We start from the raw sequence: 14262 nt of genomic DNA, 5'->3' as shown, positions 1-14262 counted from the left end.
AAAAAAATAGCGGCTAATCATAGCTCAGCATGACGCGTTTGAGAACGCTGAATTTACAATAGACGATGCAGGCACTGTCGCAAGCGTCCAGTTCTTCACCGCATTTTGCAGCAATTCTTCCACTTTCATCTCCTGCCATTCTAACGCGACGTTCTGACCCAGGAAGCGTAACGCATCAATGAGTACCGGGCGCGGATCGCCTTGCGGCAGCGCAGGTGCATGATTCTGCTTGGAGAGTTTAGCGCCTTGTTCGTTGAGCGCCAGCGGAAGATGAATATAGTCAGGCGCTTGCCAGCCGAATTGTTGGTACAACGAAATTTGTCGAACGGTGGGTTCGATTAAGTCCGCGCCGCGCACGATTTCAGTGATGCCCTGAAAATGATCGTCCACCACCACCGCGAGGTTATAGGCAAACAGGCCGTCGCGGCGATGAATAATAAAATCTTCTTGCGCCAGATGACGGTCCGCCTGGATATCCCCGCGCAGCACATCATAAAACTGGGTGACGGGATGCTGCTGTTTAATACGCACGGCAGCATGTTCTGGTCCATGGGCAAGGGTGCGGCAATGGCCGTCGTAAATCCCCCCAAGGCTTTGGATTCTGGCGCGCGAGCAGGTGCAGTTGTAGCTAAGACCTTGTTCAAAGAGCCAGGCCAGCGCTTCCCGGTAAGCATCGTGGCGCTGAGATTGCCATAGTATGTCGCCGTCCCAGTGCAGACCGTAATGTTCCAGCTGACGCAGGATAGTGTCTGCGGCACCGGGAACTTCACGAGGAGGGTCAATGTCCTCAATACGCACTCGCCAGATGCCGTCTTGCGAGCGCGCCCGCAGGTAGCTGCCCAACGCCGCGATCAACGAACCAAAGTGTAGCTCGCCGGAAGGGGAAGGGGCGAAGCGGCCAATATAGTGTGACTCTGTCATGAATTAAGAAACATAAAAAAATAAGGCGGGAGTGACTCCCGCCTGGATTGAAGGTGGTAAAAATGGCCGGGATTAACCCGCCATTTGTTTTTCGCGAATCTCAGCCAGCGTTTTGCAGTCGATGCACAGATCGGCTGTCGGACGCGCTTCCAGACGACGAATACCAATTTCTACACCGCAGGATTCGCAGTAGCCGAAATCTTCGTCTTCTACTTTCTTCAGCGTTTTCTCGATCTTTTTGATCAATTTGCGTTCACGATCGCGGTTACGCAGTTCAAGACTGAACTCTTCTTCCTGTGCGGCACGGTCCACCGGATCAGGGAAGTTCGCTGCTTCGTCCTGCATATGAGTTACAGTGCGATCGACTTCATCCCTAAGTTGATTACGCCATGCTTCCAGAATACGTCTGAAGTGCGACAGCTGGGCTTCGTTCATATACTCTTCGCCCGGCTTCTCCTGGTACGGCTCCACCCCAGCGATGGCGAGAATACTCAGGGACGATGTTTTACGGTTTTGCCCTTCTTGCATGTTGCTTCTCCTTAACACGCACTATCGATCCCCATGTTCGGGGGAAAAATCAGGTCGCTATAAATAGCAGATGCTTTTCCGGATAGCAATTATCTATACCTAACACTTGACAACCCTGTGAGGAAAAGCGTATTTGCGCACGCGGCCAGAATACTAATTAACCAGTTGTTTTTACCACTACAATGTAATGGGCAACGGTTCATTAAGAGTCATGCCTTCGGCAGAAAGTTCCGCTTTATAAACCAGAATTTCTACCCCCTTTTGTTGTGCTTCAATCAGGAGTCGCGCATATTTTGCATCGATATGCCGCGCGGGTGAAAACCGTGTAATGGCTGTGTGCAGCACCGCAAATAACACCACCGCGCGATGGCCAGCAGCCGCTACGCTCATCAGTTCCCGAAGATGTTTCTGACCGCGTTCAGTAACGGCATCGGGAAAATAACCATACTCTTCTTCCGCCAACGTAACCGATTTTACTTCAATATAGCAGTCGGGTCGGGAATCTGCCTGTAACATAAAATCAATACGGCTACGTTCGACGCCGTATTTTACTTCGCTTTTCAAGACACTGTAGCCTGACAATTCCGGCAGGTGGTTATTTTCTATTGCCTCTTTCGTTAATCTGTTTGCCCACAGTGTATTAACGCAAATGAATGCCCCGGACTGAGTTTCAGTTAATTCCCAGGTATGAGGATATTTTCGTTTCGTATTTTCTGACGCCGAATACCAAACGGTATCGCCTGCTGTCGCACAGCCGGTCATTGCCCCTGTATTAGGGCAATGCAGCGTTAATTCGGTGCCGTCTGGCGTGATCACATCGGCTAAAAAACGCTTATAGCGCTGAATCAGCGTCGCGCGCTGTAAAGGGGGAGAGAATTTCATCTGAGTTCCTTGGTTATTCGGCAAGCGTCCAGCGTTGCAGAGCGGTGTATCGCGTACGTCCCCGCTCGAATGAAGAGGCATAAAGGGAAAATTCTGTCACCGGAAACGACCAGCAGAAACCTGGCGGTGGAATCGCTACGGCATGGCTGGCGTCGCGCAGCAGGGTGATATGCGGATGAAAAGGTTGAGGACTCTGATAACAGCCGCTACGCGCAGCCTGCGCCCGCAGCATGTTAGCCAGTTGCAGAAGTCCCCGCGGCGGCTGGCGCATCCCCAGCCAGACGACGCGCGAACGTAGCCACTGGCCCGCGTCATCCAGTTTGAGCGTAAACCCCGGTTGACGAATGCGTCCTGCAAGTTGTGACAGCGCCTGTTGTTTTTCCGGGCTGACGTCGCCCAGGAAGGCCAGCGTCAGATGCAGATTTGCGCTGGCCACCGGACGACCATCCTCAGGGGCAAAATGGGCGGCGCGCCAGGTGATAATTTGCTCACGAACAGGGCCGGGCAATTCAATCGCAAAGAACAGCCGTTTTGGCTCAGTCATGATGGGTACTCGGTTATGAATTAACGCGATGCTACAATGCAGCGCGAAGAAAGTTAACCCTCTGGAGTCATTTGTGACGTCGTTGCCTGTAGCCGCCGTACTGCCTGAACTGCTCACCGCCCTTGATAGCGCCCCCCAGGTCTTACTGAGCGCGCCGACTGGCGCCGGGAAATCAACCTGGCTGCCGCTGCAGTTCCTGACGCATAAAGGCATCCAGGGGCGGATTATCCTGCTGGAACCACGCCGTCTGGCAGCGCGCAATGTGGCGCAGCGACTGGCGGAACTCCTGAACGAAAAAACCGGTGAAACGGTAGGCTACCGGATGCGGGCACAAAGCTGCGTGGGGCCACAGACGCGGCTTGAAGTGGTCACCGAAGGCGTGTTGACACGAATGATCCAACGCGACCCGGAGCTTAACGGCATCGGGATGGTGATCCTCGATGAATTTCACGAGCGCAGTGTACAGGCTGACCTGGCGCTGGCGTTGCTGTTGGACGTACAGCAGGGGCTGCGCGACGATTTAAAACTGCTGATCATGTCCGCGACGCTGGATAACGACCGCTTACAACAGCTGCTGCCGGATGCGCCGGTGGTGGTCTCCGAAGGGCGCACCTTTCCTGTCGAACGTCGATACCAGCCACTGGCGGCGCAACTGCGTTTTGATGAGGCTGTGGCCATTGCCACGGCGGATTTACTGCGCAGCGAGTCGGGATCGCTGCTGCTGTTTTTACCCGGCGTAGGGGAGATCCAACGCGTACAGGAACACCTGACGTCACGCGTGGGGAGCGATGTTCTGCTGTGCCCGCTCTACGGAGCATTGTCGTTGGATGACCAGCGGAAAGCCATTTTGCCGGCGCCCGCCGGGATGCGCAAAGTGGTGCTGGCAACCAATATTGCCGAAACCAGTTTAACGATCGAAGGGATTCGCCTGGTGGTGGACAGTGCGCAGGAGCGCGTGGCGCGTTTTGATCCACGAACCGGGCTGACGCGCCTGATAACCCAGCGCGTCAGCCAGGCCTCCATGACGCAGCGCGCGGGACGTGCGGGGCGACTGGAACCGGGGATCTGTCTTCACCTTCTGCCTAAAGATCAGGCAGAGAGAGCTGCAGCGCAAAGCGAGCCGGAGATTTTGCAAAGCGATCTGTCGGGCGTGCTGATGGAGCTGTTGCAATGGGGATGTCACGATCCCGCTCAGCTCACCTGGTTAGATCTTCCGCCCGCGACCCATCTGCTGGCGGCTAAGCGGCTGTTACAGATGCTGAACGCGCTGGACGGCGATCGCCTGAGCGCAACAGGTCAAAAAATGGCGGCGCTCGGCAACGATCCCCGACTGGCGGCGATGCTGGTGAGCGCCAGCAACAGCAGTGAAGCCGCAACGGCGGCGAAGCTCGCGGCGATACTTGAAGAACCGCCGCGGGGAGGGAGCAGCGATTTAAGCGTCGCGTTTTCACGTCATCATCCTGGCTGGCAGCAGCGAAGTCAGCAACTTCTGAAACGCCTCAACGTGCGCGCCTCGGAACCAGACAGCCGTCTGATAGCCCCGTTGCTTGCCCACGCATTTGCCGATCGCATTGCGCGTCGGCGCGGGCTGGACGGACGCTACCAACTGGCGAACGGGATGGGGGCAAAACTGGATGCCGATGACGCGCTGGGTCGCCATGAGTGGCTGATTGCTCCGCTGCTGTTACAAGGGAGCGCCTCACCGGATGCGCGTATTTTGCTGGCGCTGCCGCTGGAGATCGACGCGCTGATCCAGACGTGTCCTGCACTCTTGCAGCAATCCGACACGGTTGAGTGGGATGACGCGCAAGGCACGCTGAAAGCGCTACGACGGTTGCGTATCGGGCAACTGACGGTAAAAGTTCAGCCACTTGCCAAACCTTCTGAAGACGAACTGCATCAGGCGATGCTGAATGGCATTCGCGATAAAGGCTTAAGTGTGCTCAACTGGACGCCGGAAGCAGAGCAGCTACGGCTGCGTTTGCACTGCGCGGCAAAATGGCTGCCGGAGTACGCGTGGCCTGCTGTGGATGAGGCCTCTTTGCTGGCTAGCCTGGAATCCTGGTTACTGCCGCAGATGACCGGTGTGCACTCTCTGCGTGGGCTGAAGGCCGTGAATGTGGGTCTGGCGTTACGCAGTTTGCTGGACTGGTCTATGCTGCAACGTCTGGATAGTGAACTGCCTGCGCATTACACTGTGCCGACGGGAAGCCGGATAGCCATTCGCTATCATGACGATAACCCGCCTGCGCTGGCCGTCAGAATGCAGGAGATGTTTGGGGAAGCGCAAACACCTACTATTGCTCAGGGGCGCGTTCCGCTGGTGCTGGAGTTATTATCACCGGCGCAGCGACCGCTGCAAATCACGCGGGATTTAAGCGCGTTCTGGCAGGGCGCCTACCGTGAGGTGCAAAAGGAGATGAAAGGACGCTATCCCAAACATGTGTGGCCGGACGATCCGGCGAATACCGCGCCGACGCGGCGCACCAAAAAGTATTCGTAGTATTTGTAGACCGGATGCCATCCGGCGTACGAGCAGCAAAAATTGAGAGATTTCTTCTTCTGTCCTCTGGCGGAAGAACAGAGAATCAGGCCTTTGCGCCTGAACGTAGCGGAGAAAAAGCATGGCGGGGAATGACCGCGAGCCAATCGGGCGTAAAGGGAAACCGACGCGTCCGGTGAAACAAAAGGTGAGCCGTCGTCGACTCAGAGATGAAGAGTATGACGACGATTATGATGATGACTATGAGGATGAAGAACCGATGCCGCGTAAGGGTAAAGGCAAAGGCGGTAAGCCTCGTGGTAAGCGCGGCTGGGTCTGGCTGCTGCTAAAACTGTCGATTGTTTTTGTGGTGCTGATTGCCATTTACGGCGTCTATCTGGATCAAAAAATCCGTAGCCGTATTGATGGCAAAGTCTGGCAATTGCCCGCGGCAGTCTATGGCCGCATGGTAAACCTTGAACCAGAAATGCCAGTCAGCAAAAACGAAATGGTGAAGTTGCTGGAAGCGACCCAGTATCGTCAGGTGTCGAAAATGACGCGCCCTGGCGAGTTCACCGTGCAGGCGAACAGCATTGAGATGATTCGTCGTCCGTTTGACTTCCCGGATAGCAAAGAAGGGCAGGTACGGGCACGTTTGACGTTTGATGGCGATCATCTCGACACTATCGAGAACATGGACAACAACCGCCAGTTCGGTTTCTTCCGTCTCGATCCTCGCCTGATCACGATGCTCTCTTCACCGAACGGCGAACAGCGTCTGTTTGTACCGCGCAACGGCTTCCCGGATCTGCTGGTGGATACGCTGTTAGCGACCGAAGACCGTCATTTCTATGAGCATGATGGGGTCAGCCTGTACTCCATCGGGCGCGCGGTGCTGGCGAACCTGACGGCCGGACGTACGGTGCAAGGGGCGAGTACGCTGACTCAGCAGCTGGTGAAAAACCTCTTCCTCTCCAGCGAACGTTCCTACTGGCGTAAAGCCAACGAAGCCTACATGGCGCTGCTGATGGATGCGCGTTACAGCAAGGACCGCATTCTCGAACTGTACATGAACGAAGTGTACCTCGGTCAGAGCGGCGACAATGAAATTCGCGGCTTCCCGCTGGCGAGTTTGTACTATTTTGGTCGTCCGGTTGAGGAACTGAGTCTTGATCAGCAGGCCTTGCTGGTGGGGATGGTGAAAGGGGCGTCCATCTATAACCCGTGGCGTAACCCGAAACTGGCGCTGGAGCGTCGTAACCTGGTGTTACGCCTGCTGCAACAGCAGCAGGTCATTGACCAGGAACTTTACGAAATGCTGAGCGCGCGTCCATTGGGCGTGCAGCCGCGCGGTGGGGTGATCTCTCCGCAGCCGGCGTTCATGCAGATGGTGCGTCAGGAGCTACAGACAAAGCTGGGCGACAAGGTTAAGGACCTCTCAGGGGTGAAGATCTTCACGACGTTTGACTCGGTGGCGCAGGATGCCGCTGAGAAAGCCGCCGTTGAGGGGATTCCGGTACTGAAGAAACAGCGCAAACTCAGCGATCTGGAAACGGCTATCGTGGTGGTTGACCGCTTCAGTGGCGAAGTGCGTGCGATGGTCGGTGGGGCTGAACCGCAGTTTGCCGGTTATAACCGTGCAATGCAGGCGCGCCGTTCCATTGGCTCGCTGGCGAAACCGGCGACCTACCTGACCGCGCTCAGTCAGCCGAAACTGTATCGTCTCAATACCTGGATCGCCGATGCACCGATTGCTCTGCGTCAGCCAAACGGCCAGGTCTGGTCGCCGCAGAACGATGACCGTCGCTACAGCGAGAGCGGTAAAGTGATGCTGGTGGATGCCCTGACGCGTTCAATGAACGTGCCGACGGTAAATCTGGGGATGGCGCTGGGGCTGCCTGCCGTCACCGATACCTGGCTGAAGCTGGGCGCGCCGAAAGATCAGCTTAATCCGGTGCCGGCGATGCTGCTCGGGGCGTTGAACCTGACGCCAATCGAAGTCGCGCAAGCGTTCCAGACGATCGCCAGCGGCGGTAACCGTGCGCCGTTGTCGGCGTTACGTTCGGTGATTGCTGAAGATGGCTCGGTGCTCTATCAGAGCTTCCCGCAGGCGGAACGCGCGGTTCCGGCACAGGCGGCCTATATGACACTGTGGACCATGCAGCAGGTTATACAGCGTGGTACCGGACGTCAGCTGGGCGCGAAATATCCGGGACTGCATCTGGCAGGTAAAACCGGGACCACCAACAATAACGTGGACACCTGGTTTGCCGGTATTGACGGTAGCCAGGTCACGATTACCTGGGTGGGCCGTGATAATAACCAGCCAACCAAACTGTACGGCGCTAGCGGTGCGATGTCGATTTATCAACGTTACCTGGCCAACCAGACGCCAACTCCGCTGGTGCTAACACCACCGGAAGACATTGTGGACATGGGCGTGGATTACGACGGCAACTTTGTGTGTGGCGGCGGAATGCGTACGCTCCCGGTCTGGACCACCGATCCTGATGCGCTGTGCCAGCAGGGCGAGATGATGCAACAACCGCAATCGGGCAATCCGTTTGATCAGTCCTCTCAACCGCAGCAGCAACAACAGCAACCGCCACAGCAGGAGAAGCAAGACGGTGACGGCGTCGCAGGCTGGATAAAGGATATGTTTGGCAGTAACTGATGCCCTCAAAACCCGCTTCGGCGGGTTTTCTTTTGCCGTACGGCAAGGCGATTTCGCCTGATTGATTAACCCCTTCTTTTCATCTGGTTATTTCTTAACCCCTCAGTTTTCTCAGGGTCGCGTATCGCTTGCGATCTCGCCAGTATTTCGAATATTATGCTGCGGCATAATAATAATTCTCGTTTACGTTATCATTCACTTTTCATCAGAGATATACCAATGGCGCGTTTCAAAACTGCTCAGCCAACCTACTCGCTGCGTAAAATCGCAGTCGTAGTAGCCACAGCGGTTAGCGGCATGTCTGTCTATGCACAGGCAGCGGTTCAACCGAAAGAAGAAACCATTACTGTTACTGCCGCACCTGCCCCGCAAGAAAGCGCATGGGGGCCCGCAGCCACCATCGCAGCACGACAGTCCGCTACGGCGACCAAAACGGATACCCCGATTGAAAAGACGCCTCAGTCTATTTCCGTGGTGACTGCCGAAGAGATGGCGCTGCACCAGCCTAAATCCGTAAAAGAGGCGCTCAGCTACACCCCAGGCGTTGCCGTGGGCACCCGTGGCGCGTCCAACACCTATGACTACCTGATTATCCGCGGTTTCGCCGCCGATGGCCAAAGCCAGAATAACTATCTGAATGGCCTGAAGATGCAGGGCAACTTCTACAACGATGCGGTGATCGACCCCTATATGCTGGAGCGCGCGGAAGTGATGCGCGGTCCGGTTTCCGTTCTTTACGGAAAGAGCAACCCGGGCGGCTTGCTGAACATGGTCAGCAAGCGTCCAACCACGGAGCCCCTGAAAGAAGTTCAGTTTAAAATGGGCACCGACAACCTGTTCCAGACCGGGTTTGACTTCAGCGATGCGCTGGATGACGATGGCGTTTACTCCTATCGTTTAACCGGCCTGGCGCGCTCCGCCGATGCGCAGCAGCAGGGCGCAGAAGAGCAGCGCTATACCATCGCGCCGTCTTTCTCCTGGCGTCCGGATGACAAAACCAACTTCACCTTCCTCTCTTACTTCCAGAACGAGCCGGAGACCGGTTACTACGGCTGGTTGCCAAAAGAGGGGACCGTGTCTGAATTGCCGAACGGTAAGCGTCTGCCTACCGATTTCAACGAAGGTGCTGACAACAATACCTACTCTCGTAACGAGAAAATGGTGGGCTACAGCTTCGATCACGAATTTAACGACACCTTTACCGTGCGTCAGAACCTGCGCTTTGCGGAAAATAAAACCTCGCAAAACAGTGTCTACGGCTATGGCGTCTGCACCGACCCGGCGAACGCGGGCAGCAAACAATGTGCGGCGCTTGCTCCGGAAGACAAAGGACACTACCTCGCGCGTAAGTACGTTGTTGATGATGAAAAATTACAGAACTTCGCTGTGGATACCCAGTTGCAGAGTAACTTTGCAACCGGCGATGTCGACCATGTCCTGCTGACTGGCGTTGACTTTATGCGTATGCGTAATGACATCAACTCCTGGTTTGGTTATGACGACTCGGTTCCGCTGCTGGATCTGAACAATCCGGTGAACGGCGATTTCGATTTTAATTCGAAAGATCCGGCCACCTCTGGTCCTTATCAGGTGCTGAACAAGCAGAAACAGACGGGTTTGTATATTCAGGATCAGGCTCAGTGGGATAAAGTTCTGGTAACATTGGGCGGTCGTTATGACTGGGCCGATCAGGAGTCGTTTAACCGCGTTTCCGGCACGACCTCAGAGCGTGATGACAACCAGTTCACCTGGCGTGGCGGTGTAAACTACCTGTTCGATAACGGTGTGACACCTTACTTCAGCTATAGCGAATCGTTTGAACCGTCTTCACAGACTGATGCGCAAGGTAATCTGTTTGCCCCTTCAAAAGGCAAACAGTACGAAGTCGGCGTGAAGTATGTACCGAAAGATCGCCCGATCGTGATTACCGGTGCCCTGTATCAACTGACGAAAACCAACAACCTGATGGCGGACCCGTCGGGTTCATTCTTCTCGGTTGATGGTGGTGAGATTCGTGCGCGTGGCGTTGAGATCGAAGCGAAAGCGGCGCTGTCGGCGAGTGTCAACATCGTCGGTTCATACACCTATACCGATGTTGAATACACGACGGACACCAAATACAAAGGCAACACGCCTGCACAGGTGCCGGAACACATGGCGTCACTGTGGGGGGATTACACCTTTTATGATGGCGCATTGTCTGGTCTGACGCTGGGTACCGGGGGACGTTTTAGCAGCTCAAGCTATGGTGACCCGGCAAACTCCTTTAAAGTGGGCAGTTATGCGGTTATGGATGCGTTAGTACGCTACGACCTGGCTCGCGTGGGTATGGCGGGTTCCAACGTGGCACTCCACGTCAACAACCTGCTTGATCGTGAATACGTCGCCAGCTGCTTCAACACGTATGGTTGCTTCTGGGGCGCGGAACGTCAGGTTGTTGCAACCGCAACCTTCCGTTTCTAATTTCTCTTAGGGCACGGTTTTCCGTGCCCGCTATACAAGTTGGCCGCTATGCAGGAAAACACAACCCATTCCGACACGACGTTTGCGTTGCGCAAAGTCTCCTTTCGCGTGCCTGGACGCACGCTGCTGCATCCTCTCTCTTTGACCTTTCCTGTCGGCAAAGTGACCGGACTTATCGGGCATAACGGCTCAGGTAAATCCACCCTGCTGAAAATGCTGGGGCGACATCAGCCACCTTCGGAAGGTGAGATTTTGTTGGATGATCTGCCGCTGGAAAACTGGAGCAGTAAAGCGTTTGCGCGCAAAGTCGCATACCTGCCGCAGCAGTTGCCGCAGGCTGAAGGGATGACGGTGCGTGAACTTGTCGCGATTGGGCGTTATCCGTGGCATGGCGCATTGGGTCGTTTTGGCGTGGCCGACAGAGAGAAAGTGGAAGAAGCCATTGCGTTGGTCGGTTTAAAACCGTTGGCGCATAGGCTGGTGGATAGTCTTTCCGGTGGCGAACGTCAGCGGGCATGGATAGCGATGCTGGTGGCGCAGGATAGTCGCTGCCTGTTGCTTGATGAACCCACCTCGGCGCTGGATATTGCGCACCAGGTTGATGTGCTGGCGTTGGTGCACCGTTTAAGCCAGCAGCGCGGCCTGACCGTGATTGCTGTGCTTCATGATATCAACATGGCTGCGCGCTACTGCGACTATCTGGTCGCGCTGCGTGGCGGTGAAATGATTGCGCAGGGAACGCCCGCCGAACTGATGTGTGGTGAAACACTGGAACAGATTTACGGCATCCCGATGGGGATTTTACCGCACCCTGCGGGCACCGCACCTGTGAGTTTTGTTTATTAATGAGTGGTTTATATCCTCTTTCTCGCCGTCGCTTATTAACTGCGATGGCGCTTTCTCCGTTGCTCTGGAAAATGGGGCAGGCGCACGCCGCCTCAGTCGACCTGCAGCGTATCGTGGCGCTGGAATGGCTGCCGGTAGAGCTCCTGCTGGCGCTGGGTATTACGCCTTACGGCGTGGCGGATATTCCTAACTACCGTTTGTGGGTCAACGAACCGCCGTTGCCGGATTCCGTGATTGACGTGGGTCTGCGTACGGAGCCAAATCTGGAACTGCTGACCGAGATGAAACCCTCATTTATGGTCTGGTCGGCAGGATATGGTCCTTCGCCTGAGAAGCTGGCACGTATTGCGCCAGGGCGTGGGTTTAACTTCAGTGACGGCAAAAATCCCTTAGCAGTGGCGCGCCAGTCGCTCACTGAGATGGCGCAACTTCTCAATGTAGAACCCGTAGCCCAACGCCATCTGGCGGAGTTCGACAGCTTTATTGAAAGCCAGAAAACTCGCTTTACGCAGCGCGGGGAGAGACCGTTGCTGATCACGAGCCTGCTGGATTCGCGTCATATGCTGATCTTCGGGCCGAATTGCCTCTTTCAACCAGTGCTGGACGAGTATGGCATTCGTAATGCCTGGCAGGGTGAAACCAATTTTTGGGGAAGCACCGTGGTGGGGATTGATCGTCTGGCGGCCTATAAAGAGGCTGATGTGATTTGTTTTGATCACGGTAACCACCGTGAGATGGACGCATTGACCGCCACACCGCTGTGGCAGGCGATGCCGTTTGTGCGTGCCGGGCGTTTTCAGCAGGTGCCCGCCGTCTGGTTCTATGGTGCAACGCTTTCCACCATGCATTTTGTTCGTATTCTTGATAATGCGCTGGGAGGCAAGGCGTGAGTAAACGTATTGCGCTGTTTCCGGCGTCATTTCTGGCGGTGCTGCTGATTGTCGCCGCCGGACTAACCTGGACTAATTTCTCGATCGCACTGCCGCGTAGCCAGTGGCTGCAGGCGGTGTGGTCACCCGATATTGATGTGGTTGAGCAGATGTTGTTCCACTACAGCTTGCTGCCGCGTCTGGCGATCTCTTTGCTGGTGGGCGCTGGGCTGGGTTTGGTGGGCGTACTCTTTCAGCAGGTGCTGCGTAACCCGCTGGCGGAGCCGACGACGTTGGGTGTGGCAACCGGTGCGCAACTGGGGATCACCATCACCACCCTGTGGGCGCTCCCCGGCGCATTGACAACGCAATTCGCCGCGCTGGCGGGTGCCTGTATCGTCGGTGCCGTGGTGTTTGGCGTCGCATGGGGGAAACGTCTGTCTCCGGTGACGTTAATTCTCGCCGGGCTGGTCGTCAGCCTGTACTGCGGGGCAATCAATCAACTGATGGTCCTTTTCCATCATGATCAACTACAAAGTATGTTTCTCTGGAGTTCCGGGACGCTGACGCAAACGGACTGGGGCGGCGTGCAGCGCCTGTGGCCGCAGTTGTTGGGCGGGGTGATGCTCACTTTGCTGCTGTTACGCCCCATGACCCTGATGGGGTTAGACGACGGCGTGGCGCGTAATCTGGGACTGGCCTTGTCGCTGGCACGCCTGGCGGTACTGTCACTGGCGATTGTGATCAGTGCGCTACTGGTGAACGCGGTGGGGATTATCGGCTTTATCGGTCTGTTTGCGCCGCTGCTCGCGAAAATGCTCGGCGCGCGGCGTCTGCTTGCGCGTCTGATGTTAGCGCCACTGATTGGGGCGCTGATCCTCTGGCTTTCCGATCAAATCATTCTCTGGCTGACGCGGGTGTGGATGGAAGTGTCCACCGGGTCGGCAACCGCGTTGATTGGCGCGCCGCTGCTTCTGTGGCTACTTCCGCGCCTGCGCAGTATGAGCATGCCGGCGATGAATGCGAATGACAGGATTGCAGCCGAACGACAGCATGTGCTGGGTTTTGCGCTGGCAGGCGGCGTGGTGCTGCTGGCGGTGGTGATTGTGGCGCTCTCGCTAGGACGTGATGTGCACGGCTGGACGTGGGCCAGTGGCGCAATGCTGGATGAGTTAATGCCCTGGCGCTGGCCACGTATTCTGGCCGCTATGATTGCTGGTGTGATGCTGGCGGTCGCCGGGTGTATTATTCAACGCCTGACCGGCAACCCGATGGCGAGCCCGGAAGTGTTGGGGATAAGCTCCGGCGCGGCGTTTGGCGTGGTATTAATGCTGTTTCTGGTTCCGGGAAACGCGTTCGGCTGGTTACTGCCTGCCGGGAGTCTTGGCGCGGCAGTGACGTTGCTGATCATTATGATCGCCGCGGGGCGCGGAGGGTTCTCTCCACACCGTATGTTACTGGCGGGGATGGCGCTCAGTACCGCATTCACCATGCTATTGATGATGTTGCAGGCAAGCGGCGATCCGCGAATGGCGGAAGTGTTAACCTGGATCTCAGGTTCGACCTATAACGCCTCAGGTGAGCAAGTGCTGCATACCGGGATCGTGATGGTGATTTTGCTGGCGATTGCGCCGCTGTGTCGTCGTTGGCTGACCATCTTACCGTTAGGCGGCGATACCGCACGGGCTGTGGGGATGGCGTTGACGCCTTCGCGCATTGGCCTGTTGATGTTGGCCGCGTGTCTGACGGCGACGGCGACGATGACTATTGGCCCGCTGAGCTTTGTCGGACTGATGGCGCCACACATTGCGCGGATGTTAGGTTTTCGCCGGACGATGCCGCATATGATGATGTCGGCGCTGGCGGGGGGCGTGCTGTTAGTCTTCGCTGACTGGTGCGGCAGGATGGTACTGTTCCCGTATCAGATCCCGGCGGGATTACTGTCGACGTTTATTGGTGCGCCGTACTTTATCTATCTGTTGAGAAAGCAGAGTCGGTAAAATTGGTTTTTACATGTAGGCCTGATAAGCGTTAGCGCCATCAGGCAAAAAAA

Annotated in this window: 10 protein-coding genes; 6 read left to right on the top strand and 4 right to left on the bottom strand. The window is 56.1% G+C overall.

Going from position 1 to position 14262, the window contains the following annotated elements:
* Window positions 1–24: 24 nt before the first annotated feature.
* From gluQRS to thpR, 4 genes are all read right to left on the bottom strand, one after another.
* Complete coding sequence (gene gluQRS / locus JM656_RS17630) at window positions 25–921, bottom strand: tRNA glutamyl-Q(34) synthetase GluQRS (RefSeq protein WP_203358889.1); 897 nt, start codon at window positions 919–921, stop codon at window positions 25–27.
* A 72-nt stretch (window positions 922–993) separates the two neighbouring features.
* Window positions 994–1449 carry an RNA polymerase-binding protein DksA gene (gene dksA / locus JM656_RS17625; protein ID WP_003829221.1) on the bottom strand — a complete coding sequence of 152 codons (456 nt, stop codon included), beginning with the start codon at window positions 1447–1449 and terminating at the stop codon, window positions 994–996.
* A gap of 177 nt (window positions 1450–1626) precedes the next feature.
* Window positions 1627–2331 carry a DNA/RNA nuclease SfsA gene (gene sfsA / locus JM656_RS17620; RefSeq protein ID WP_203358888.1) on the bottom strand — a complete coding sequence of 235 codons (705 nt, stop codon included), beginning with the start codon at window positions 2329–2331 and terminating at the stop codon, window positions 1627–1629.
* 13 nt (window positions 2332–2344) lie between these two features.
* Window positions 2345–2875, bottom strand: coding sequence for an RNA 2',3'-cyclic phosphodiesterase (thpR, locus tag JM656_RS17615; RefSeq protein ID WP_203358887.1), 531 nt, complete (start codon window positions 2873–2875; stop codon window positions 2345–2347).
* A 73-nt stretch (window positions 2876–2948) separates the two neighbouring features.
* On the opposite strand from thpR, the gene hrpB reads away from it, so the two are divergent.
* The 6 genes from hrpB (at window position 2949) to fhuB (ending at window position 14209) form a co-directional block, all read left to right on the top strand.
* A complete protein-coding gene (gene hrpB, locus JM656_RS17610; protein WP_203358886.1) occupies window positions 2949–5378 on the top strand; it encodes an ATP-dependent helicase HrpB in 2430 nt (809 codons plus the stop codon).
* A gap of 121 nt (window positions 5379–5499) precedes the next feature.
* Window positions 5500–8031, top strand: coding sequence for a bifunctional glycosyl transferase/transpeptidase (mrcB, locus tag JM656_RS17605; protein ID WP_203358885.1), 2532 nt, complete (start codon window positions 5500–5502; stop codon window positions 8029–8031).
* Window positions 8032–8250: 219 nt separating this feature from the next.
* Entirely contained in the window at window positions 8251–10494 is a 2244-nt protein-coding gene (gene fhuA, locus JM656_RS17600) for a ferrichrome porin FhuA (RefSeq protein ID WP_203358884.1), read from the top strand.
* Window positions 10495–10542: 48 nt separating this feature from the next.
* Window positions 10543–11340 carry a Fe3+-hydroxamate ABC transporter ATP-binding protein FhuC gene (gene fhuC / locus JM656_RS17595; RefSeq protein WP_203358883.1) on the top strand — a complete coding sequence of 266 codons (798 nt, stop codon included), beginning with the start codon at window positions 10543–10545 and terminating at the stop codon, window positions 11338–11340.
* On the top strand, window positions 11340–12230 hold the full coding sequence (gene fhuD, locus JM656_RS17590; RefSeq protein WP_203358882.1) for a Fe(3+)-hydroxamate ABC transporter substrate-binding protein FhuD: 891 nt from the start codon (window positions 11340–11342) through the stop codon (window positions 12228–12230). The genes fhuC and fhuD overlap by 1 nt, the downstream gene beginning before the upstream one ends.
* On the top strand, window positions 12227–14209 hold the full coding sequence (gene fhuB, locus JM656_RS17585) for a Fe(3+)-hydroxamate ABC transporter permease FhuB (protein ID WP_203358881.1): 1983 nt from the start codon (window positions 12227–12229) through the stop codon (window positions 14207–14209). Before fhuD ends, fhuB begins: the two co-directional genes overlap by 4 nt.
* Window positions 14210–14262: the final 53 nt, after the last annotated feature.

Origin of the sequence: Citrobacter sp. R56, assembly GCF_016811995.1 — a bacterium.
GTDB lineage: Bacteria > Pseudomonadota > Gammaproteobacteria > Enterobacterales > Enterobacteriaceae > Citrobacter_D > Citrobacter_D enshiensis.
Note: the sequence above shows the minus strand (reverse complement) of the source record. Positions and strands in the feature narration are given on the sequence as shown.